We start from the raw sequence: 22,930 nt of genomic DNA on the forward strand, positions 1-22,930 counted from the left end.
TTCAGGCCACAAACCCCGGCTGCCTGTGCCAAGTTCGTCCGGCCTGCGGATTTTGGGTTTGGGCATGGGGCTTTGCCAGCCAGTATCTTTTGCCGCCCTGATTTTTCAGCCTGCGAAACCAGCCTTACAGCACTTTTTCCAGCGCAGCGGCAAAAGCTGCCAGCCCTGCCTCATCTTCTGCATCAAAACGATTTTTTTCCGGGCTGTCGATATCCAAAACGCCGACCACTTCCCCGTTTTTCATAAGCGGTACGACAATTTCAGACTGGGAAGCGGCGTCACAGGCAATATGGCCTGAAAACTGCTGGACATCGGCGACCCGGAGCACCCGTTTTTCTTTCCAGGCTGTCCCGCACACCCCTTTCCCATACGGAAGCCGCACACAGGCCGGCAAACCCTGGAACGGCCCGAGGACGAGTTCATCCCCGGATGCGAAATAAAACCCAACCCAGTTCACCCGGTCAAGAAACTGGTTTAACAGCGCTGTAGCATTGCTTAAATTGGCAATTTTGTCCGGTTCGCCTTCTGTGAGCGCGATCAGCTGTTTTACGACAAGATCATACTTTTCTTTCTTCGTACCCTGGGCATTTTCTGCATGAAACATCGCCATCATCCTTACATCAGCAAATTTTTTAAAAACGGGGCGGGATTTTGTCGGAAAGTTTTTAAAGGAACCCCGACCCGGCATATGGAATAGTACGGAATAGAATATTTTTAACACAAAAGGGGAAGCCCGGCAAGCAAAAAAGAGGAAAGGGTGGAACAAATGGACGGAAACAGCAGCGAAACAAAAGAAAAAATATTCAATACGGCGATTGCTTTATTTCATACGAAGGGCTATAAAGGAACGACGATCAGGGCGATTGCGGCTTCCGCAAAAGTCAATTCGGCCAATATTTCCTATTACTTTAACGGCAAGCAGGGGTTGCTGGAGGCGTGCTTTATCCGCTTTTTTGAACCGTATATTGCCTGCCTTGAAGAAGAAGTGCAAAATCTTTCGGAAGAAGGATTAAAACGGGCGGCCTTCCGCATCCTGCACTTTCAAAGCGAAAACCACCTGCTGTCCAGATTTGTATGGCGGGAAGTCACCGTTGATTCGCAAATTGTCCGCGAAATTTTGTCCACTTATTTCATGAAAGAGCGTTATTTATTGAAAAAACTTGCCAAGGCCTGGTGCGGGCCCGGAATCCAGGCGGGCAAACTGAACTTTCTCATGATTCAGCTGAAAAGCATGCTGTCGATGCCGTATTTAAACAGCCAGTACATTCGGGAAGTATGGGGCATACAGCCGGAAGAACCGTATTTTGCCGAAAAATACGGCAAATCGGTTGCCGAATGGCTGGACAGCATCCGGCAAAACGCGGGGGCGCAGCCGGAACCGCTGCTGCTTGAAACCGCTTTTTAATGTGCCGGCCCGGGCCGGCTGTTTTTAAATGCCGGCAGCTTTCCGAAAAAGCCCGCCGCCGTGCAAAAAATAAGCGCCGGCTTTTTTTATTTTGGGTGCGGAAAAAACCTTCCCCAAAATGAATCGAAAAATCTCGAATTTCATAGTCAAATATTGTCATTACATGGTATCATAGAATAAAAATAAACATACATGCCTATGGATATCGGGAAGGATTGCTCCGGTATTCATACATACATAATGAGCGGATATTAAGGTTTGATTTGTGGACGAACGGGAGGCTTTCAAGTTTATGATGTATGGCATCATTGGCGCTATTCTTTTGTTGCTCGTTTTATTGACTTGCGGTTTTTTTATCAGGAGGCAGTTTTACAAAGAGATTGACAAGCTTGAAGCATGGAAAATTGAAATCATGAACCGGCCTGTCACTGAAGAGCTGGGAAAAGTCAAACGGCTCAATATGGGCGGGGAGGCGGAAAGTTTATTTGAAGGCTGGCGCAAAGACTGGGAGGACCTTTTAAACGAGGAACTGCCGGCAGTGGAAGATAAGCTCTTTGAAATCGAGGAGCACACCGACAAATACCGTTTCAAAAAGGCGAAAGAAGTACAGGCGGAAGCAGAGGCGATTCTTCAAAATGCGGAACAAAAAATAAAAGATATACTGGACGGCGTCAATGAACTGATGGATGCCGAGAAAGAATCCCGGAAAGAAGTGGAAGAACTCGGGAAAATCTTCAAAGACTTGAAGAAACAGCTTCTGACACGGCGCCATACATACGGAAAAGGCATTAAAAGCCTTGACTTGAGAGTGGACGGCCTGGCGGAGAAATTTGCCCGTTACCATGAACTGACGGAAGCCGGGAACTACTTGGAGGCAAAGAAATTAGCCGATGAACTGAAAGCAGAAACAGAAACGTTGCAGGAGGATGCCGGGAAAATTCCGGATTTGCTGGCGGAAACGGAATCGCTTTTGCCGATGCAGTTTAGAGAATTGAAAGAGGGCTACAAAGAAATGGCTGCACAAGGTTTTGCGCTCGATCACCTGCAGTTTGATGAAGAAATGAAGGAACTTACAGAGAAGCTTTCGGCTTACCGGAAACAACTTGAACAGGCTGACACAGCGGATGTCGAGGAAGGCATCCGGGAAATCAAGGAAAGAATAGAAACGATTTACGATATTTTAGAAAAAGAAGCGTACGCGAAAAACTATGTGCTCAAGCATTTCCGTGAAGTGAAGGATATCCTGGATGAAGTACGGGAAGAAAACAAGCGCCTCAAAACAGAAACAGAATCCGTGCAAAAGACATACCAGCTGCATGAGGAAAACATGGCCGTTCCAGCTGAACTCGAGAAACAATTGGAGAAACTGGCCGCGCGTTTGGCGGTCCTTGAAGTAAAAATTCCTGAAAACGAAACGATTTATTCCGTGTTAAGCGAACAGCTCAAAGAAATGGAAGGGCAGATTGAAAAACTGCGGGATGACCAGAAGACGTTTAACGAATTTTTGCAGAACCTGCGGAAAGAAGAAATGGAAGCACGCGCGAAGATCATGGGCTTGAAGCGGACAATCCAGGATATGCGCCGCCTTGTCGAAAGAAGCAATATTCCCGGGCTGCCGGACTCGTACCGCACCCTGTACGAAGCAGCCTGGAATGCGATTCGTGACACTGCCGAAAGCCTCCATGCCACGCCGCTAAACATGGAAAAGGTCAACCGCCATCTGCTGGAGGCGGAACAGGCAGTCGGAAACTTTGAAAAAAGCACGAAAGCTTTAATGGAAAATGTGCAGCTTGCTGAAAAAGTGATTCAATACGGCAACCGTTACCGCGCTAAATATAAGAAAGTGGCGGACGGGCTAGAGCGCGCAGAAGTGGCTTTCCGGCGCTATGATTATGAGAAGGCGCTTGAAGAAGCCGCAACGACAGTGGAAGCGGTGGAGCCCGGCGCATTGAAAAAAATTGAAAAAATGCTGGAAACTGAAGAATTACTTTGAAGCAAACGGAAAAAATACGGAGCGCTCCCCGTTTTTTTTCGTTTGCTTTTTTCTGCGCCTTTCAGCCGGCAGGCAGGCCTTTCATGCGGCTGATGCCAAACAGACGCACTCGTTTTTTGGCGCCTGGTTCTTTAACCTGGTAAACAGGCACGGGTGAAGACCTCTGAGCCTTAAGCAACTTATTTTCTGTCTGAACAAGTTAACGCACATGGGCGAACGTGCATCCTTTCGACAATTCGGGCAGGATCTCCTCGACCGAACAAGTTAACGCGCATGGGCGAACGTGCAGGGCCATTGCCGCCCCATCCTGGAGATGAAAGACCAGTGCCGCGAAAGAAGCGGCGCGGAGACCGGGATGGGCGGCGCATAACGGGAGTATATCGGTTGTAGGTTCGGTATCCGGCATGGTATATTAGGCAATGATACAGGTTTGGATCCAATTTTATGCCAACAGAGGGTGTTCAAATGATTTACTTTGACAACAGTGCCACAACAAGGCCTTATCCGGAAGTGCTGGATGCTTTTGTGAAAACATCGGAAAACTATTTTGCAAATCCCTCTTCCCTGCATAGCCTCGGCGCGCGTACAGAGAAACTTCTCACGCAGGCAAGACGGCAAATTGCGAGTCTTCTCGGCGCAGACGAGAACGAAATTTTTTTCACATCCGGCGGCACGGAAGGCAATAATCTGGCGATTAAAGGGACAGCCCTCGAGTACCGTTCAAGGGGGCGCCATATCATTACGACGGCTGTTGAACATGCATCTGTTTTTGAAACATGCCGGCAGCTGGAAGAATGGGGCTTTCGCGTCACGTATTTGCCGGTTGACAGGAGCGGAAGAATCAAACTGGACGATTTAAAACAGGCCATCACGGATGAAACGATTCTTGTTTCCGTGATGCATGTGAATAACGAAGTAGGAACAGTGCAGCCGGTGGAAGAAATCGGGCGGCTTCTCAAAACTTACCCGAAAATCCTGTTTCATACAGACGATGTCCAGGGCTGCGGAAAAGTTCCGCTTTCCCTGCATGATGCCGGCATCGATCTTTGTACGGTTTCCGCGCATAAATGCCATGGCTTAAAGGGAACCGGGATATTATATAAACGGGCAAATCTCCGCCTGTCACCGCTTTTAACCGGCGGGCACCAGGAGAGGGGCTTGCGCAGCGGCACCGAAAATACAGGCGGAATCGTTGCAGCCGGAAAAGCGCTCCGCCTGGTCCATGAAAAATTTGAAGCCGGGGCGGCAGAAAGAACGGCCCGTATCCGGGATGCCCTGATCGAAAAACTTCAGGAGATGCCTGCTGTGACAGTCTATACCAATCCGGCTGTTTCAGCGCCGCACATCCTGAATTTTTCCGTCCGCGGCATCCGCGGCGAAGTGCTCGTGCATGCGCTTGAAGAGGAAGGCACTTATATTTCCACAACAAGCGCCTGCTCTTCAAAAACGCGGGAACTGAGCCGCACGCTTCTTGCCATGGGGGTTTCCGAAGACGAAGCCGAATGGGCGGTGCGCGTGAGCCTTTCTTATGAAAATACAATGGAGGAAGCGGAACGTTTTATCCGCATATTAAGGCAAACAATCACAAATTTACAAGAAGTGTTGGGGAGAAATCAATGAACTATGACCGCATTTTAATCCGTTATGGGGAACTTTCGACAAAAGGGCATAACCGCCAGTTTTTTATCCGGCATTTAAAAGACAATGTCAAAAAAGCGCTCAGGCCTTTTGGCGGCATTGAAGTCCAGGCGCTGTACGACCGCATGTACGTGCTCTTGCATGGCGCAGACGGCGGGCAAGTCATCGATATTTTAAAATCAATCTTCGGGATCCAGTCATTCAGCCCGGCCGTCCGCACCCGGAAACAGCTCGAAGACATCGAGCAGGCGGGGCTCGAACTCGTCCGGCAAAACTTTGCGAAAGGCAAAACCTTCAAAGTGTCGGCCCGCCGCGGCGATAAAACATTTGAATACGATTCGAATGATTTGAACCATCTCGTCGGCGGCTATATTTTAAAGCAGCTGGACGGCATTCAAGTCAATGTAAAACAGCCGGATATCGAGCTGCTTGTGGATGTCCGGAAAAACGGCGTCTATTTGTCCACTGAAGTGATAAAAGGATCCGGCGGGCTTCCTGTCGGTGCGTCCGGAAAAGCGATGCTCATGCTTTCGGGCGGTATTGACAGCCCGGTTGCAGGATACCTCGCGATGAAACGCGGCGTGAAAGTGGAAGCGGTCCATTTCCACAGCCCGCCGTTTACAAGCCCGCGTGCAAAGCAAAAAGCGCTTGACCTTGCGCAAAAAATTTCCGCCTACAGCGGCTCCATGAAAGTGCATATTGTCCCCTTTACAAAAATCCAGGAGACGATCCATAAAGGGGTTCCGGAAGGCTATTCGATGACCGTGCAAAGAAGGGTAATGCTTGAGATTACCGACCGGCTCCGTAAAATCCATAACGGGCTTGCGATTGTAACCGGCGAAAGCCTCGGCCAGGTTGCCAGCCAGACGCTCGACAGCATGGTTGCAATCAATGACGTAACAACGACACCGGTGTTGCGGCCGCTTGTTTCAATGGATAAGCTGGACATTATTGATATTGCCCAAAAAATCGGCACTTACGACATCTCAAGTCTTCCGTATGAAGACTGCTGCACGATTTTCACGCCGCCTTCGCCGAAAACGCGGCCGAAACTCGAGCTTGCGCGTCTTTACGAAAGCCGCCTCGAACTGGAACCATTGATTGAAGAAGCGGTGCAAAATACGGAGGACGTCTTTATTACACCAAATGAAACGGCGCAGGAAGAAGACTTTTCCGGGCTGTTATAAAATCCAGTAACTGGCAGCACCGCCAATAAACTTACAACATGATGCCATGTGTTTATGCGCAATCTATACTCACAAGGAGGTGAGACACATGGCACAAAGCAACAACAGCAACCAATTGCTTGTAAGCGGTGCTGAACAAGCGCTGGACCAAATGAAATACGAAATCGCTCAGGAATTTGGCGTAAACCTTGGTGCTGATACGACTTCCCGCGCAAACGGGTCTGTCGGCGGCGAAATCACGAAACGCCTTGTTTCGATGGCTGAACAACAATTAGGCGGTACTTCCCGATAACTGAATGAAGAATGGATAAAGAAGCGGGCCTGAAGCGGGGTCCGCTTCTTCTTGTTTTTGGGGTAAATCTGTATCATATTTTTTTAATATCAGGTATAATAATGAGGTACTAAAAAATTCTGGAGGCGATTCGCTTGCGTCGTAGTGACCTGATTGCGCCACAAACATACAATATAGCCGAAGAAATTGAGAAATATGCCCGGGACCCGCACAAGGTTGCGCTGATTTGGGAAGACAAAGAAGGCATGCACAGAGAAGTCACATATAAAGAATTAATTGAAAATGCAAACCGGACCGGCCATGTCTTTTTGGAAAACGGGCTGAAAAAGGGAGATATCATACTTGTCATGGTTCCGCGCATTGTAGAAGCATACGAAGTGTATCTCGCTGCAATGAAATGCGGCATCGTCCTTTTGCCGGCCTCGGAAATGCTGCGGACAAAAGACCTCGACTACCGCATCGAAGCAGGGGATGTAAAAGGCGTTGTCGCCCATTATTCATGCACCGCACAGTTTAAAGATGTCCGCGGCATTGAAAATTTGAAAAAATTTGTAATCGGAGAACCGGAACCGGGATGGGCGTTTCTGGATGAAAAGAAAAAAGCAGCGCCTTGTGAACTGGAAATCGCCAAAACGTCAAAAGATGATATTGCAATTTTGTCTTATACTTCCGGGACAACTGGCAATCCGAAAGGTGTCATCCATACGCACAGCTGGGGATATGCCCATTTGCGCACGGCTGCCCCGAACTGGCTTGGCATTCAGGAAGGCGACCGCGTTTGGGCGACGGCCGCACCGGGATGGCAAAAATGGGTATGGAGCCCGTTCCTTTCCGTTCTCGGTTCAGGTGCAATCGGGTTTGTTTACAACGGCCGTTTTGATCCTAAAAAATATTTGTCCCTTTTGGATGAATATGAAATCAATGTGCTCTGCTGCACACCGACTGAATACCGTTTAATGGCAAAAGTGGATGACTTGTCCCATTATCATCTGAAAAGCTTAAGGAGCGCGGTCTCAGCCGGGGAACCGCTGAACCGCGAAGTCATGGATGTTTTCCAAAACCATTTCGGCCTCACGATCCGCGACGGTTACGGCCAGACGGAAAGCACGCTGCTCGTCGGCTTTTCCCTTGATACCCCGTTGCGACCGGGTTCAATGGGCAAACCGTTCCCCGGAAATGAAGTCGAAATCGTAAATGATGACGGGAAGCCGTGCAAACCGGGCGAAACCGGCGACATTGCCGTCCATAGAGACACGCCTGCGCTTTTTAAAGGCTATTATAAAGAGCCGGAGCGCACGGCCAAGCAATACCGCGGCGATTACTTCATTACAGGGGATAGGGCAAGAAAAGATGAGGACGGTTATTTCTGGTTTGAAGGCAGGCGGGATGATATCATTATTTCTTCCGGCTATACGATCGGGCCGTTTGAGGTCGAAGATGCCCTCGTCAAGCATCCGTATGTGAAAGAATGTGCCGTTGTCGCAAGTCCGCACGAAATCCGCGGCAGCATTGTGAAAGCTTTTGTCGTTTTAAAAGATGGCATCAGTGAGAATTTGCCAGGGCTTGTAAAAGAACTGCAAAACCACGTAAAACAACTGACCGCGCCGTACAAATACCCGCGTGCGATTGAATTTATCAAGGAATTGCCAAAAACGGCCTCCGGCAAAATCCGCCGTGTCGAGCTCAGGCAGCAGGAATGGAATAGATAAGAAACAAAAAGCCGGACATTTTTTTGAAAAAATGTCCGGCTTTTTGTTTTAAAGTCCCGGATCTTCAAGTAGAATAAAAGAAAAACAAAGAAATGGAAGGATGAAATGTTGGCATGAACAAAAAAAGATGGGGAGCGCTTGCTTTGGCAGGCGGGCTGTTCGTCGTTTCCATTATTGTGAATCTGGCGAGCATGGCGGCATCAACCAACTTTTCCAAAATCTTTAAAGAGACGGTGGAAGCGGGGGAAGGGGATGTTTCCGAAAATGTATTGCAGGATGGGAATGAATCAAAGAAAATCGTCGTTTTGAATGTGAACGGGACGATTCAGGATACCGGCGCGTCACCATCCCTGCTGGATACCGGTGAATATAACCATCAAAGTTTTTTGGAAGAACTGGATGAGGCGAAAAAAGACCGCGATGTAAAAGGCATCATTTTACATATAAATTCGCCGGGCGGCGGGGTGGCCGAGTCGGCGGAAATCCATCACCGGCTGATGGAAATAAAAAAAGATACGAAGAAGAAAATTTATGTGTCCATGGGGCCGACTTGCGCATCCGGTGCATATTACATTTCAACGCCGGCCGATAAAATATTTGCAAGCCCGGAAACCTTGACCGGGTCGCTCGGAGTTATTATGGAAAGCGTGAACTACGGGAAACTTGCCAAAAAATACGGCATCGATTTTCCGGTGATTAAAAGCGGGCAGTATAAAGACATTATGAGCCCTTACCGGGACATGACGAAAAGCGAAAAAGAAATGATGCAGAAAATGGTCAACAATTCGTATAACGGTTTCGTCAATGTGATTTCCAAAGGGCGCCACATTCCGAAAGAAGAGGTGCGCAAAATTGCGGACGGGCGTGTCTATGATGGCAGGCAGGCACTCAATTTGCATCTGATTGATAAATACGGCTACCTGGATGACACCATTTCGGCAATGAAAAAAGACCTTCATCTCGGGAAAGCGCAGGTTGTGGAATATGAAACAAGCGGCGGGCTCGATTCGCTGTTTTCTGCTTCAGTGCAAAAAATGCTCGGCAAAGAAGCAGAAATGACAGGGCTTGCGCATTTGTTGACGCAATCGAACGCACCACGCCCGATGTACCTGTATTCCGGGGCTGAATAGGGGGGAGCATCATGAATTCAAACGAAAACCATATTCCTGAAACATTGACAAAAGCGCCGGAACAAATATCCGGAAGTTTATCAGGAGCCCGTTATGCCGGGTTCTGGATACGGTTTTGGGCTTATTTGCTTGACCTGCTTGTTGTCCAAAGTGTGAAATGGCTGGTCATCCATCCCATTTTCCGGCTTTCCGGACTGTCCCTTACAGACGAAAAAATTTACTCGCCGATTACGATCGCATCAGCCCTTGTATTTTACGGTTATTTCGTTCTAATGACGAAGTTTTTCGGCCAGACGCTTGGGAAAATGGTGTTTGGCCTCAGGGTTGTACCGCTGAACCATCCCGGGCCGCTGAAATGGAGCACCGTTTTATTCCGGGAATGGATCGTCCGTTATGTTTGTGTCAAGATTGCGGTCATCTATATTGTCGTTGCATTTACGCCGAAAAAACAAGGGGTGCACGATTTGTTTGCCGATACGGCCGTCATTCATGAACGGTCCCATGAACCGGTCTATCCTTATTATGAACCTGCTTAAGGGCAGGTTTATTTTTTTGCCCTGTTGGCGATAATGGTTGCAAAAAAGGCTGATGATGGAAATGATATGGTGGCTATCCGCGTTTTTCGCACTTGCCGCAATCACTGCGATTGTATGGTTCTCTTCCCTGTCCGTCCTTATTGAATACGGGCACCGCTTAGATGATGATAAAATTTTTATCCAAATCAGGGTGTGGGGCATCATCTGCTATACCGTGAAAATCCCGGCAGTGAAAGTGGACCGGAAAAAACCCGGTGTCGTATATGAAAAAGAGACAAAACATGCAGAGCAGGAAAGGAACATTACGCCGGATGTCCTCGAACAGCGGATTGAAGATGTGAAAAAAATTGCGGAGCGCGTCATCGGTTTAAAGGCGATTGCAGGCAAGTTCATCCGCAATGTCCAGTTAAGAAAATTCGAATGGCATACAGCAATCGGGCTGCATGATGCCGCGTGGACGGGAATTGTCGCCGGGAGCATCTGGGCGGTGAAAGGGGGGATCTTAAGCCTCATTACCACACATCTGCGTGTAAAAACGGATCCTGTCCTTTCCGTTACGCCCTTTTTCCAGTACCCGATTTCCGAAACACAGTTAAAATGTATGGTGAAAATCCAGATCGGGAAAGCTATAATAGCCGCATTTAAAATGCTGAAATACTGGCGGGGAGGAAAAGCGGAAATCGCGCTTACACCGGTTTCTGAGCCGGAAAACGGCCGGCATGCTTAAATCCCGGCAGAAACAAATGACAGGAGGAAACAACAATGGGTTCACATCCGATTGAAGGCCTGATGACGGCCGCAATGGAAAATTTAAAAGAAATGATTGACGTAAATACGATTATCGGGGATCCGGTGGAAACGCCGGATGGAAGCGTCATTTTAACCGTATCCAAAGTCGGTTTCGGGTTTGCGGCAGGCGGCAGCCAATTTAACGGGCCATCCGGATCCGGCGGCAGCGGCGAATCCCGCCCGGCAGAGCTGCCTTTCGGGGGCGGCAGCGGCGGCGGCGTCTCGATTATGCCCATTGCCTTTTTGGTTGTTGGCGCACAAGGCGTGAAAATGCTGCATCTGGACCAAAACACGCATCTGATTGAAAAAATTATGGACGTCGCACCGGGCGTTGTCGAAAAAATCCAGAGCATGCTGAAACAAAACGGCCAAAATGGCGGGCAACAGCCGGCCAACCAGCAAAAACAGGATCTTGATTTTTAAAAACCCGCATGATTCGCGGGTTTTAAATTGGAAATTTTTTTCGTTGTCCAGTATGATAAGGTATGAGCACAGCTGAAATACGGGGATTGTAAGCCCCGGCAAAAATAAGGAGGGTATTTCATGGCTTCGGTTACATTTAAAGGGAATCCAGTCACATTGGAAGGGACACAAGTAAAAGTTGGCGATAAGGCACCGGACTTTACGGTTCTGGATAATGACTTGAATGAGGTGACACTTTCGGATACAAAAGGCGGCGTCCGCATCTTCAGCGTTGTCCCGTCGATTGATACCGGTGTTTGCGATGCACAGACGCGCCGTTTTAACGAAGAAGCAGCAAAACTCGGGAAAGAAGTCAACGTTTATACTTTCTCCTGTGACCTGCCTTTTGCTCAAAAAAGATGGTGTGCGGCATCCGGGCTCGACCATGTAAAAGTGTTGTCCGACCACCGCGACCTGTCATTCGGCAAAGCTTACGGGGTTGTGATGAAAGAACTTCGCCTGCTTGCCCGCGCCGTATTTGTCGTGGATTCCAATGATACGGTTACATATGTGGAATATGTAAGCGAAGGCACCAACCATCCTGACTACGAAAAAGCATTGCAAGCCGCAAAAGATGCATCGTAAAACAGGCATTGAATAGCGCCGGGAAACGCGAAGAGCGCTTGCTATACTGCGATAAAATCCCCGATCTCCATCGGGGATTTTATATGGAAGAAGAATATGAAGGAGGAGAATGAATGTCGGCCTCTCCTGTTGAAACCCTTTTTACCGTTTTTAACGAATCCGCGCAAATCTTGGAAAATCGCCTCTCTGTCCCGTATTTGGAAGCCGTGGCGATGACCGGGGAAAATTTATTCACCGGAAGCATCCGCCAAAATGGGATTGATGCGCGCGATGAAAAACGCCTTGAAAACATATACGGAACGGTCCGCCTCGGGGACTTTACCCGCGAGCAAATACGGAAAGCCTACCAGCTCGCCATCCTGAAGGGGATGAAAGCAAACGTCCAGGCAAACCACCAAATGACGCCGGATTCGATCGGACTGCTGATGAGCTATTTTATCGGCAAGTTTGCAGAAGATACCAGTGCGTTTTCGATTTTGGACCCTGCGGTGGGCACCGGCAATTTGCTTTTGACCATTTTGAACCAGCTCAGCGGGAAAAACATCACTGCTTACGGCGTGGATATCGATGATGTTTTGGTCCGGCTCGCATACACGGGGGCGAACCTTCTGCACCATGAAATCGAACTGTTTACGCAGGATGCCCTGTCCCAATTGTTCATTGACCCTGTCGATATCGTTGTTTGCGATTTGCCGGTCGGATACTACCCGAATGATGCGGGCGCCGCAGATTACAAGCTGAAGGCAGATGAAGGGCATTCGTACGCCCATCATTTGTTTATCGAGCAGAGCCTGAGAGCGGCGCGCCCGGGCGGATTTTTATTTTTTCTCATCCCAAACGGATTATTTGAAACAAAAGAAGCCCCGAAACTTCGCCGGTTTTTAAAAGAAGAGGCGGATATCCAGGCGATTTTGCAATTGCCGATGACCATCTTCAAAAACGAACAGGCTGCCAAAAGCATTTTTGTCATCCGCAAGAAAGCGGAAGGCGTGAAGGCGCCGGAACAAGTGCTGCTGGCGTCGCTCCCGTCCCTGTCCAACGAGGGGGCGCTAAGGCAGCTGATGGCAAAAATGGACGCCTGGTGCAAAGAAAATATCCAAAGCGGCAAAATTTGACGAATTGGGAAAAATGGGGGCCGGAAAGCAGGAAATTGCGTTCCGGCCCCCATTTGTTTGTGTTTTTATGGTATCATTTTATATGTTCCCGGGAGACGAAACCAAAAAACCGGTTGAAAAAAACCGGATAGAATGGCAAAATGAGAAAATGAGATCGCTATTTTAAAAAAATAAAAGGGTTCATTTGATTTTGCGAAGGGAAGACGAGCAATGGCAAAAATTATGGCAATTAATGCGGGGAGCTCCTCCTTAAAATTTCAATTATTTGATATGCCGAATGAAAGCGTTATAACGAAAGGCCTGATTGAACGGATCGGGTTAAACGATGCTTTATTTTCCATTACGGTAAACGGGGACAGGGTGAAGGAAATTACCGATATTCCGAACCATGAAGTTGCCGTGCAGTTTTTATTAAAAAAATTAACGGAAACCGGTATTATCCGGTCTTTGGATGAAATAGAAGGCGTGGGCCACCGGGTTGTGCACGGCGGCGAAATATTCAATGATTCTGCTGTCGTCAATGACCAGGTGCTCGCGCAAATTGAAGATTTGGCGGAACTCGCGCCGCTTCATAACCGGGCGAACGCAACGGGGATCCGGGCGTTCCGTGCTGTGCTGCCGGATGTGGTTCAAGTGGCCGTGTTTGATACCGCTTTCCACCAAACGATGCCGGAAAGTGCTTTCCTATACAGCCTACCCTATGAATACTACGAAAAATATCGGATCCGCAAATACGGGTTTCACGGCACTTCCCATAAATATGTAGCGATGCGCGCCGCTGAGCTGCTCGGCAGGCCGCTTAAACAGCTGCGCCTGATTTCATGCCATTTGGGCAACGGGGCAAGCATTGCGGCGATCCAGGGCGGCCGGTCAATCGATACGTCCATGGGCTTTACGCCATTGGCCGGTGTGACGATGGGCACGCGTTCCGGCAATATCGATCCTGCGCTGATTCCGTTTATTATGGAGAAGACAGGCAAAACCGCGGAAGAAGTGCTCGAAGTGTTAAACAAAGAATCCGGGCTTCTTGGCATTTCGGGCGTTTCCAGCGATTTGCGCGATATCCAGGTGGCGGCAGAACTCGAGCGGAACAAGCGGGCTGAACTGGCGCTTGACATTTTTGCAAGCCGCATCCATAAATACATCGGGTCGTATGCGGCAAAAATGGCCGGCGTGGATGCGATTATTTTTACAGCCGGCATCGGGGAAAACAGCGATGCCATCCGCGCAAGAATTTTAACGGGACTGGAATTTATGGGCATTTACTGGGATCCGACCCTGAACCAGATCCGTGGGACCGAAGCGTTTATCAATTATCCGCATTCCCCTGTAAAAGTGCTCGTTATCCCTACTAATGAAGAGCTGATGATCGCACGCGATGTTGTCCGGCTGTCTTCATGACCGCGGAAGCCGGCCGGCGCCGGCAGCTTGCTTTCTCTGCTGCCCGTGCCCGAATAAATCGTTTCAGGAAGCGCTTTGGCATAGCATAAACGGACAGCCGTGCATGGAATTTATGTTATAATGGCTGTAAAACAGAGTTTGGGAGCGGATCGAAAATGGCGGAATGGACAGACAGGGAAAAAATAGTCCTGGATGAAATCAACGACTGGGCGGAGAAGCTGTTAGCGGCCGGAAAAGAAGGGGGCGGGCGCAAGCAAAAACTGGATGCGCTCTTTGCCAATTTTCCGGATGAGGCGCTGGAAAATATCCATGAAAAAATAGATGCCGTTTTGTTTCAAATCTGTTCATTTGCCGATGAAAATCTGCCTTACGGGCATGAGATCGAAAAAATACTTGCTGCGGGGCGTCTCTTTGACAGTTCTGTCGCAACGATTCCCGATATGAGGAAACTTACCATCGACCAGGCAGGGTTTATTGCGGCACGGCAGCAGGCAAAATACCGCCGTCTCTCACTCTTCGAAGGGGCATTGAGCGGAACCGGGAAAGCCGTTTTTGCCGCGGCGGACCCGTTTTTCCTGCTGGCTGTGAATCTCCGGGCGGTCCAGCTCACCGGTGCAGCTTACGGATTTGAAACAAAATCGCCCGGCGGACTCGTGGCGGCGCTGAAAATCGTGCTGATGGCCGCTGCCCCGGACATGGTGAAATATGCGCTCTGGGAAGAATTGATGGATGAGCTGGAAGCGCGCGGAACCGGCTTCTATGCAGGGAATGAAAAGTTATTCCACCGCTATTTGTGGCCGGGGGCCATCGGGCATGCCGGTAAGCTCGCTTTTCTGGCGCTGCTCCGGCCGAAAAAGCGGGGAGAAAACAGCTGGGCCGGGATGGCCATCGGGGCTGCTACAAACTACTATTTTTCTAAAAAAGTTTGTGAAATTGCAGAGAAATATTATCAATACCGGTTTTTAACAGAAAAAAGCGGCCGTTAAAAAACCAGCCCGTAAAAGGCTGGTTTTTGCTTAATTTTCCGCTTTGCCTTCTTCTTCCTTAGGCGTTCTCACAACGAGCACATCGCAGGGGGAAGTGCGGACAATATGCTCGGAAACGCTTCCGATTAGGAGCCTTTCCACTGCATTTAAACCGGTTGCGCCGCACACAATTAAATCCGCATGCACTTTTGGCGCGACATTTTTTGTGATTTGAAGTTTCGGAGAGCCGAGCTGGATGATCGTCTGGACTTTGATCCCTTTTTCCGCGGCGCGGTCTTTGTAATTGCTTAACAGCTCATCCCCGAATTTTTCGTTCTGCTCATACAATGTCGAATCAATCGGCGTCAAAGTGGCGAGCGCCCGGTTATCGACGACATGGACAACCGATAATTCCGCCTTGTTCCGTTTGGCGATTTCAACCGCTTTTGTAAAAGCCCAATCGGCTTCTTTGGAGCCATCTACCGCTACTAAAATATTCCGGTATTGTGTGCCCATCTTACTCATCTCCTTTATAAACTGCCTGCCTTTCATGTCTATTTTACTAGAATTTTCCGGGTTTGTGTGTGAAAAATGAAAAAACCCGGTGATCCATTTTTCAATCAAAACGGGCGGAAGCAGGCAAAAATGAAAACGGTATCCCGTTCCTTGCCGCGGATAAGAAATTTGCAAAAAACATAGGAAAAAGAGGGAATTTTTGCTACAATAAAGATGTTTGGGAAAGTTTTCAACCGTTTGATATGTTTTCTTACAATAATAAGAAAGCGGATGGCAAAACACGAACACGAGGAGGAACTTTCTATGCGAATTGGCGTGCCAAAAGAAATTAAAAACAATGAAAGCCGTGTGGCCATGACCCCGGCCGGCGTGGTGACCCTGTCCAAAGCGGGGCATGAAGTTTTTATTGAAAAGAATGCGGGCCTTGCATCGGGGTTCAGTGACGAAGAATATGCCAAAGCCGGTGCCCGGATCGTAGAGACTGCTGAAGATGCGTGGTCTTTTGAAATGGTCATGAAAGTGAAAGAGCCGATCGAAAGCGAGTACCGCTATTTCCGTGAAGGCATGATTTTATTTACATATTTGCATCTTGCCGCAGCACCCGGGCTTACGGAAGAACTGCTGAAAAAGAAAGTGACCGGCATTGCTTATGAAACCGTGCAGCTTGCCAACCGTTCGCTGCCGCTTTTGACGCCGATGAGCGAAGTGGCGGGCAGAATGGCGCCGCAGATTGGCGCACAGTTTCTTGAAAAAAATAACGGTGGAAAAGGGATCCTGCTTTCCGGCGTGCCGGGCGTCAAAAGAGGCAGGATTACAATTATCGGCGGCGGGGTTGCCGGAACGAATGCGGCAAAAGTCGCGATCGGCCTTGGGGCGGATGTAACGGTTGTCGAATTGAATCCGGACCGCCTGCGCCAGCTTGATGACATTTTCGGCAGCAAAATTACAACCCTGATCTCGAATCCGTACAATATTGCGGAAGCGGTGAGTGATGCGGACCTTGTGATCGGATCCGTTCTGATCCCGGGTGCAAAAGCGCCAAAACTGGTGACGGAAGAGATGATCAAAGCGATGCAGCCGGGCTCTGTTGTCGTGGATATTGCGATTGACCAAGGCGGCAGTTTTGAAACGACAGACCGTTCCACGACCCATGATGATCCGGTTTATATCAAACATGATGTCGTCCATTATGCAGTCGCCAATATTCCGGGCGCGGTTGCCCGCACATCGACGATTGCCCTCACCAATGTGACGGTGCCGTACGCGGCGGAAATTGCCAATAAGGGGTATGAGAAAGCAGTTTTGGAAAATGAGGCGCTGTTAAAAGGAGTCAATACGCTGAACGGGCATGTAACGTATCAAGCGGTGGCCGATTCGCTCGGGCTCTCCTATACCGATGTGAAAAAGCTTTTAAAATAAGTTTTCAAAAGCCGGCTGCAAGAATTGCCGGAACAAAAAAAGAAGCACAAGCAGCATGAAAGCTGCTTGTGCTTCTTTTTTAAACATACTGCAAGGCTTTCGGGTACTTTGTCAGCACTTCGGCACCCGTTTTTGTAATGCAGACGTCATCTTCAATCCGGACGCCGGCAACTCCCGGCACGTATATTCCCGGTTCGATCGTGAAGACCATCCCTTCTTCAAGCACCAGCTCATTCGTATGGGTGACAGAAGGATATTCGTGGATGCTGATGCCGAGCCCGTGGCCGAGCCGGTGTGTAAAATATTCGCCGTATCCCGCGTCTTCAATGATGCGGCGTGCAATCAAGTCGAGCTCTTTTGCCTTTACCCCCGGTTTTGCTGCCGCCACGGCTGCTTCTTCCGCTTTTAATACCGTTTCGTAAATCCGGGTTTTTTCTTCGCTGAGCCCCCCGAATGCGACCGTCCTTGTAATATCGGAACAGTAGCCTTGGTGCACAACGCCCAGGTCAAACAGGACAAAATTCCCTTTTTCGATTTTGTCAAGGCCGGGCGCGCCGTGCGGGGAAGCCGCCTTCGCACCTGAGAGGACGGTGGTGGCGAAGCTCATTTCCGAAATCCCTTTTTCTTTCATTGCAAATTCAATGGCAGCCACGATTTCAAGTTCGGTTTTTCCTTCTTGAATTTCGCGGATGCCCGTTTCAACGGCCAGATCGGCAAAAGCGGCCGCTTCCCTTAAAATCTTCTGTTCCTGCTCATCTTTGATGAGGCGCATCGTGCGCAATTTTTCTTCAGCAGCGGTAAAGCGGGCGCCGCCAAACCGTTCTTTCAGCGCTTCGAACCGTTCCACGTTCAAATGCTCTTTTTCAACCGCAAATGTATCGACATTCCCGATTCGCCCGCGTATTTCTCCAGCCACCAAATCCCACGGGTTATCCGTATCCCGGATACCGAGAATGTCATATTCCCAGCCGGCTTTTTTCGCATCATACGCCTCCATTGCCGGGCAGACGAGAAACGGCTCTTTTTCCTGGAATACGCAAATGCCGAGCAGCCTTTCGTGCGGGTCGCTGCGGTAACCGCTCAAATAAAAGACATTGTCAGGCGACGTAATAAAAGCAGCATCGGTCTTTTCCGCTTTCAGCCACGCCGCCACACTTGCCAAACGCTTATTCATCCCATTCATCTCCTTATCAGACGTTACTAGCATAGCAAAAAATAGGTTAAGATGCTACATGTAGAGCATCAGGCAGGATTACGGGGCAAAGAAATAATATAATGAAAGTGGCCACTGAAGCCGTACAAATTTTAAAAGGAGTGATCAGCTGATGAAAGTTTCTTTTCACGGCCATTCAATTGTAAAAGTGGAAACGGGCGGCAAAACGATACTCTTTGATCCGTTTATTACCGGCAACAGCCAGACAGACCTGAAAGTGGAGGAAGAAAGCCCGGATGTGATTATTCTCACACATGGGCACGGCGATCATATCGGGGATACAGAGGCGCTTGCCCGCAAAAAGAATGCGCTTATTATTGCCAATAATGAAATTGCAAATTACTTTGCCTGGAAAGGGCTGAATACGCATCCGCTCCATATCGGCGGCTCGTACCAGTTCGATTTCGGAAAAGTAAAGCTTACCCAGGCGTTCCACGGCTCGGCGGTTGTGGATGATGAAAAGAAAGAAATCGTTTACCTCGGGATGCCGACGGGCGTTTTGCTGATGGCAGAAGGGAAAACAATCTACCACGCTGGCGATACCGGGCTGTTCTCGGATATGAAATTAATCGGCGAACGCCACCCGATTGATCTCGCATTTCTGCCGATCGGCGACAACTTCACGATGGGGCCGGAAGACGCAGCAGTGGCGGCAACATTTCTGCAGGCGAAAACGGTCGTGCCGATCCATTACAATACGTTCCCGCTCATTCAGCAGGATCCGCAGAAATTTATCGATTTGCTCGACGGCGTAAACGGCAAAGTCATGAAAGCCGGAGATGCGATCGAATTGTAACAGAGGCCCAGGATTGGCAAATACAGGGGTTCGCTTGCAGCCGGCATGTGCTGAAAAAGTGCCGGCCGCACTTCCCCTTTTCCATTATTTAAAGGGGCCTGATTGCCCTTTTCCCCTTTTTCCATCTATAATAGAAATATACAGATTGCTCCATACATATTCCTTGAAAGCGTACAAAAACGGAAAGAAGGTGAAAAAATGGCGACAAAACACGAACAGATTTTACAATATATCAATGAGCTGCCGGTCGGGGAAAAAATATCAGTCCGCCAGATTGCAAAGGCGCTGAATGTCAGTGAAGGGACCGCTTACCGCGCCATTAAAGATGCTGAAATAAAAGGGTATGTCAGCACGATTGAACGGGTCGGCACCATCCGGATTGAGCAGAAGAAAAAAGAAAATATCGAAAAGCTGACATTTTTGGAAGTCGTCAATATTATCGACGGCCAAGTGCTGGGCGGAAAATCCGGCTTGTATAAAACGCTTACAAAATTTGTGATCGGCGCCATGGAACTCGAGGCGATGTCGAAGTATACGGATCCTGGGAGCCTGCTCATTGTCGGAAACCGCACGGATGCGCATGAATTGGCGTTAAGGTCAGGGGCTGCCGTTTTGATTACCGGCGGATTTGATACAAAAGACTATGTAAAAAAAATTGCGGATGAGAAATCGCTGCCGGTCATCTCGACGAGCTATGACACGTTTACCGTTGCGACGATGATTAACCGTGCTGTCTATGACCAGCTGATTAAAAAAGAAATTATTCTCGTGGAAGATATTTTAACACCGATCGAAAAAACGGCTTATTTGAATACAACGGACATGGTCCGGGACTGGTACCGCAAAAAACGGGAAACAGGCCACTCGCGCTTTCCTGTTGTCGACCGCAATTTAAAGGTGGCGGGCATCGTTACCTCGAAAGACGTGATGGAAACCGATACGGACTCAAATATCGAGAAAGTGATGACGAAAAATCCGATTACGGTCAGCGAAAAAACAAGCGTCACATCCGCTGCCCATATGATGGTCTGGGAAGGGATCGAAATCTTGCCGGTGACCGATGATTTTAACCGGCTGAGGGGGATTGTCAGCCGCCAGGACGTCTTAAAGGAGCTGCAAATGACACAGCGCCAGCCGCAAGTCGGGGAAACGATCGACAATATCGTCACGACCCAGCTCGATGCTTCATCGGCCAAAACGGAGGATCCGGATGATTTCCAGTTTGAAGTGACGCCGCAAATGACCAACCCCTTAGGGACGATTTCATACGGTGTATTCACGACACTTGTGCACGAAACGGCCAACCGCTTTTTGCGCTCCAGAAAAAAAGGCGATATGATCATCGAAAGCTTAACGGTCTATTTTATCAAACCGGTCCAGCTCGAAAGCATGATCCGGATTGTACCGAAAATTCTCGACTCCGGCCGGAAATCTGCCAAAATCGATGTGGAAGTCTTCAATCAGGGCAACCTTGTCGGCAAAGCCCTGCTGATGTGCCAGCTGATTGAAAGATAACGGTACGTGCCACGCCTTTTACGGTGCACGCCGGGATTCGTCCCTTTCTTTCTGCATTTCGGGCTGGTAAAACCGCAGCCTTTTGAAACCGCCTGCGATATTGAAAAGCCCGAGCGCGATAAAAACGGCTGCGATGATATAAGTGGCGGCAGTGTGGAACAGAAACAATTCATTCACGCCGAACAAAAAAATAAATGAACCGAGCGCCATATTGGCTTTGGCGGAAAACACCTTTTTTTCCATCACCAAAAGGCTGCGGACGTTTTTTAGTTTAAAATATACATACGCGCTAATAGATGCGAGAATCAAAACGGCAAGGATCGGCATCGTGCACCTCCAAATCGAGTTGTCCGTATTTCCTTCTATTTTACAAAATGAAAAAAATCTTGCCAGAGAAACGGGGAGTAAGATGAAAGCAAAAATTTTACAGACGATCAGGCTTTTTGACACGATCATCATCCACCGCCATGTCCGGCCGGATCCGGATGCTTACGGATCGCAGGGGGGACTTGCGGAAATACTGAAGGCGTCTTTTCTGGATAAAAACATTTACATCGTGGGCGACGATGAACCGGCCCTCGCCTATTTGAACAGGATGGACCGGATTCCGGATGAAACGTACCGCGGGGCGCTTGTCATCGTTTGTGATACCGCCAACCGCGAACGGATCAGCGACCAGCGCTTCCATCTCGGGGAAAGGCTGATCAAAATCGACCACCACCCGAACCATGATGCTTATGGGGATATTCAATGGGTTGATGAAGACGCGTCCTCTGTCAGCGAAATGATCTATGAGTTTTACTTATCCGGGAAAGAAGAGGGGCTCAGGATGACAGATGATGCGGCAAGGCTGCTGTTTGCCGGCATTGTCGGGGATACAGGCCGATTTTTGTATCCGAGCACGACGGAAAAAACATTTGACTATGCCGGTGAACTGATCCATTACAATTTCGACCGGACGGCGCTCTTTAACAAGATGTACGAGGTTGAACCGGAAGTCGTGAGGCTCCAAGGGTATATATACCAGAACCTGGACATTCTTGAGCACGGGGCGGCGATTGTCGTGCTGAAAAAAGAACTGATTGAAAAATTCGGCGTAACGGTGCGGGAAGCCTCCCAGCTTGTCACCACGCTCGGCGATATTAAAGGGCTTAAAGCCTGGTGCTTCTTTATCGAAGAAGAAGGCCAAATCCGCCTCCGTTTCCGTTCAAAAGGCCCTGCCATCAATGAGCTGGCCCGCAAATACGGCGGCGGCGGGCATCCGCTTGCTGCCGGGGCCACCGTGCATTCGTGGGAAACGACAGAGGCGGTAAAAAAGGATTTGATCGCGCTCTGCAAGGAAGGGTAAAAAAAGAAGGCAGAACCGCGGGAAAGCGGATTTGCCTTCTTTCAGTCTGCCAGCTTTAAATTCAGGTGGACGCGGACAACGGAGTAAAACAAAATGTCTCGCACTTCGAAGGTATAGCGGCGGTGGTTGATTTTAATGACTTTGTTTTCGAGCATGCGGATAATCAAGTCTTTGTTCAAATAAGCGGTTTTTAAATTTTTTGCGATCAGCGGGCTTAAGTCATGTTTAATATCCTCTTCTGCTTCAAAAATGCTTTGTGAATCGTGGATATCATATTTTTCATAGTTGCTGATTTTCACGTCAATACGCTGGATGGTCAGGAGCTTTTCATTTTTTTGATTGAGTTTTTTATAGTCTTCCTGCCAGATTGCCTTTTCCTGTTGCAAATCCTGGATCGTTTTTTCCTGGCGTTCAATCATTTGCGCCTGCCTTTCCTGCATGACACCGAACATATACAGAAAAATAAGCCAGCTGATGCAACCGCCCACGATAAATCCGGCCATGAACCGCTGCCAGCCCGGTTTCCGGTAAAGCGGCGGGATTCTCATAGCACATTCTCCTGGGTAATCCATGAAATAATAAGCGCGGCCGTTTTGGCACCGCCCATGGCCGACAGAATTAAAAGCAGCTGCTTGAACAATACCATTGTCTCGCTTTCCAAAAATCCTTTTTCAAAGCTGTAAACGGTATCGAACGTCCCCCCGATGGCGGCAATGATCGCCCAGATGCGGAGGTCGCGCGCAATCTTCGAAATTTCCGTCAAAAGCGGCTCGCCGGTAATGAACGAAGCGAGCCCCCCGATCAAGGCGCCGCCGAACATTACGCCGAACGCGATAAAATAACTGTTGAAAAATGCGGGAAAAAACCCTTCGCTCAACCGAACCATCCCCATCTTTTCTTCATTACTAAACAATAT

The 22,930-nt window shown here is 48.9% G+C and carries 24 protein-coding genes; 18 read left to right on the forward strand and 6 right to left on the reverse strand.

Annotation, left to right across the window (positions count from 1 at the left end; genetic code table 11):
* Positions 1-124 precede the first annotated feature (124 nt).
* Entirely contained in the window at positions 125-604 is a 480-nt protein-coding gene (gene msrC / locus IC21_RS05110; RefSeq protein WP_013859949.1) for a free L-methionine (R)-S-oxide reductase MsrC, read from the reverse strand.
* A gap of 162 nt (positions 605-766) precedes the next feature.
* On the opposite strand from msrC, the gene refZ reads away from it, so the two are divergent.
* From refZ to IC21_RS05185, 14 genes are all read left to right on the forward strand, one after another.
* Positions 767-1,405: a forespore capture DNA-binding protein RefZ gene (gene refZ, locus IC21_RS05115; RefSeq protein WP_029141427.1), complete on the forward strand. Its 639-nt coding sequence runs from the start codon at positions 767-769 to the stop codon at positions 1,403-1,405.
* A gap of 292 nt (positions 1,406-1,697) precedes the next feature.
* Positions 1,698-3,398 carry a septation ring formation regulator EzrA gene (gene ezrA, locus IC21_RS05120; protein WP_029141426.1) on the forward strand — a complete coding sequence of 567 codons (1,701 nt, stop codon included), beginning with the start codon at positions 1,698-1,700 and terminating at the stop codon, positions 3,396-3,398.
* 465 nt (positions 3,399-3,863) lie between these two features.
* Positions 3,864-5,018 (forward strand): cysteine desulfurase family protein, encoded by a 1,155-nt coding sequence (locus IC21_RS05130; protein ID WP_029141424.1) that lies wholly within the window; start codon positions 3,864-3,866, stop codon positions 5,016-5,018.
* Positions 5,015-6,223 (forward strand): tRNA uracil 4-sulfurtransferase ThiI, encoded by a 1,209-nt coding sequence (gene thiI, locus IC21_RS05135; protein ID WP_017553368.1) that lies wholly within the window; start codon positions 5,015-5,017, stop codon positions 6,221-6,223. Before IC21_RS05130 ends, thiI begins: the two co-directional genes overlap by 4 nt.
* An 88-nt stretch (positions 6,224-6,311) precedes the next feature.
* Positions 6,312-6,515: an alpha/beta-type small acid-soluble spore protein gene (locus tag IC21_RS05140; protein WP_013859944.1), complete on the forward strand. Its 204-nt coding sequence runs from the start codon at positions 6,312-6,314 to the stop codon at positions 6,513-6,515.
* 134 nt (positions 6,516-6,649) lie between these two features.
* Entirely contained in the window at positions 6,650-8,224 is a 1,575-nt protein-coding gene (mbcS, locus tag IC21_RS05145; protein WP_029141423.1) for an acyl-CoA synthetase MbcS, read from the forward strand.
* 113 nt (positions 8,225-8,337) lie between these two features.
* Positions 8,338-9,354 carry a signal peptide peptidase SppA gene (gene sppA, locus IC21_RS05150; protein ID WP_029141422.1) on the forward strand — a complete coding sequence of 339 codons (1,017 nt, stop codon included), beginning with the start codon at positions 8,338-8,340 and terminating at the stop codon, positions 9,352-9,354.
* A gap of 11 nt (positions 9,355-9,365) precedes the next feature.
* On the forward strand, positions 9,366-9,890 hold the full coding sequence (locus IC21_RS05155) for an RDD family protein (protein ID WP_019720717.1): 525 nt from the start codon (positions 9,366-9,368) through the stop codon (positions 9,888-9,890).
* A gap of 55 nt (positions 9,891-9,945) precedes the next feature.
* On the forward strand, positions 9,946-10,617 hold the full coding sequence (locus IC21_RS05160; RefSeq protein WP_029713757.1) for a DUF2953 domain-containing protein: 672 nt from the start codon (positions 9,946-9,948) through the stop codon (positions 10,615-10,617).
* A gap of 35 nt (positions 10,618-10,652) precedes the next feature.
* Positions 10,653-11,102, forward strand: a complete 450-nt coding sequence (gene ytfJ, locus IC21_RS05165; RefSeq protein ID WP_019720719.1) for a GerW family sporulation protein — start codon at positions 10,653-10,655, stop codon at positions 11,100-11,102.
* 120 nt (positions 11,103-11,222) lie between these two features.
* The gene (tpx, locus tag IC21_RS05170; RefSeq protein ID WP_019720720.1) at positions 11,223-11,726 is read left to right on the forward strand and encodes a thiol peroxidase; all 504 of its coding nucleotides are present in this window, start codon (positions 11,223-11,225) and stop codon (positions 11,724-11,726) included.
* Positions 11,727-11,839: 113 nt separating this feature from the next.
* Positions 11,840-12,841 carry a class I SAM-dependent methyltransferase gene (locus IC21_RS05175; RefSeq protein ID WP_029141420.1) on the forward strand — a complete coding sequence of 334 codons (1,002 nt, stop codon included), beginning with the start codon at positions 11,840-11,842 and terminating at the stop codon, positions 12,839-12,841.
* 210 nt (positions 12,842-13,051) lie between these two features.
* The gene (locus IC21_RS05180; RefSeq protein WP_029141419.1) at positions 13,052-14,242 is read left to right on the forward strand and encodes an acetate kinase; all 1,191 of its coding nucleotides are present in this window, start codon (positions 13,052-13,054) and stop codon (positions 14,240-14,242) included.
* Positions 14,243-14,397: 155 nt separating this feature from the next.
* Positions 14,398-15,228, forward strand: coding sequence for an EcsC family protein (locus IC21_RS05185; RefSeq protein WP_019720724.1), 831 nt, complete (start codon positions 14,398-14,400; stop codon positions 15,226-15,228).
* A 30-nt stretch (positions 15,229-15,258) separates the two neighbouring features.
* Here IC21_RS05185 and IC21_RS05190 read toward each other — a convergent pair whose 3' ends face one another.
* The gene (locus IC21_RS05190) at positions 15,259-15,723 is read right to left on the reverse strand and encodes a universal stress protein (protein ID WP_019720725.1); all 465 of its coding nucleotides are present in this window, start codon (positions 15,721-15,723) and stop codon (positions 15,259-15,261) included.
* A 303-nt stretch (positions 15,724-16,026) separates the two neighbouring features.
* Here IC21_RS05190 and ald point away from each other — a divergent pair, with 303 nt between their 5' ends.
* Positions 16,027-17,142, forward strand: coding sequence for an alanine dehydrogenase (ald, locus tag IC21_RS05195; RefSeq protein WP_029141418.1), 1,116 nt, complete (start codon positions 16,027-16,029; stop codon positions 17,140-17,142).
* Between the two features lie 79 nt (positions 17,143-17,221).
* Here the strand turns inward: ald and IC21_RS05200 are convergent, their stop codons facing one another.
* Positions 17,222-18,316, reverse strand: coding sequence for a M24 family metallopeptidase (locus IC21_RS05200; protein ID WP_029141417.1), 1,095 nt, complete (start codon positions 18,314-18,316; stop codon positions 17,222-17,224).
* A 151-nt stretch (positions 18,317-18,467) separates the two neighbouring features.
* On the opposite strand from IC21_RS05200, the gene IC21_RS05205 reads away from it, so the two are divergent.
* Positions 18,468-19,151, forward strand: a complete 684-nt coding sequence (locus IC21_RS05205) for a metal-dependent hydrolase (RefSeq protein WP_013859929.1) — start codon at positions 18,468-18,470, stop codon at positions 19,149-19,151.
* 198 nt (positions 19,152-19,349) lie between these two features.
* The gene (locus tag IC21_RS05210; protein ID WP_019720729.1) at positions 19,350-20,666 is read left to right on the forward strand and encodes a CBS domain-containing protein; all 1,317 of its coding nucleotides are present in this window, start codon (positions 19,350-19,352) and stop codon (positions 20,664-20,666) included.
* Between the two features lie 18 nt (positions 20,667-20,684).
* Here the strand turns inward: IC21_RS05210 and IC21_RS05215 are convergent, their stop codons facing one another.
* Positions 20,685-20,993, reverse strand: a complete 309-nt coding sequence (locus IC21_RS05215; RefSeq protein WP_019720730.1) for a YtpI family protein — start codon at positions 20,991-20,993, stop codon at positions 20,685-20,687.
* An 82-nt stretch (positions 20,994-21,075) separates the two neighbouring features.
* On the opposite strand from IC21_RS05215, the gene IC21_RS05220 reads away from it, so the two are divergent.
* On the forward strand, positions 21,076-22,014 hold the full coding sequence (locus IC21_RS05220; RefSeq protein ID WP_029141416.1) for a DHH family phosphoesterase: 939 nt from the start codon (positions 21,076-21,078) through the stop codon (positions 22,012-22,014).
* A 41-nt stretch (positions 22,015-22,055) separates the two neighbouring features.
* Here IC21_RS05220 and ytrI read toward each other — a convergent pair whose 3' ends face one another.
* Together ytrI and ytrH are read right to left on the reverse strand one after the other, a co-directional pair.
* Positions 22,056-22,562, reverse strand: a complete 507-nt coding sequence (gene ytrI, locus IC21_RS05225; protein WP_017554745.1) for a sporulation membrane protein YtrI — start codon at positions 22,560-22,562, stop codon at positions 22,056-22,058.
* The gene (gene ytrH, locus IC21_RS05230) at positions 22,559-22,900 is read right to left on the reverse strand and encodes a sporulation membrane protein YtrH (RefSeq protein WP_029713756.1); all 342 of its coding nucleotides are present in this window, start codon (positions 22,898-22,900) and stop codon (positions 22,559-22,561) included. Before ytrH ends, ytrI begins: the two co-directional genes overlap by 4 nt.
* Between the last annotated feature and the right edge of the window lie 30 nt (positions 22,901-22,930).

Source organism: Heyndrickxia coagulans DSM 1 = ATCC 7050, from assembly GCF_000290615.1.
GTDB lineage: Bacteria > Bacillota > Bacilli > Bacillales > Bacillaceae_C > Weizmannia > Weizmannia coagulans.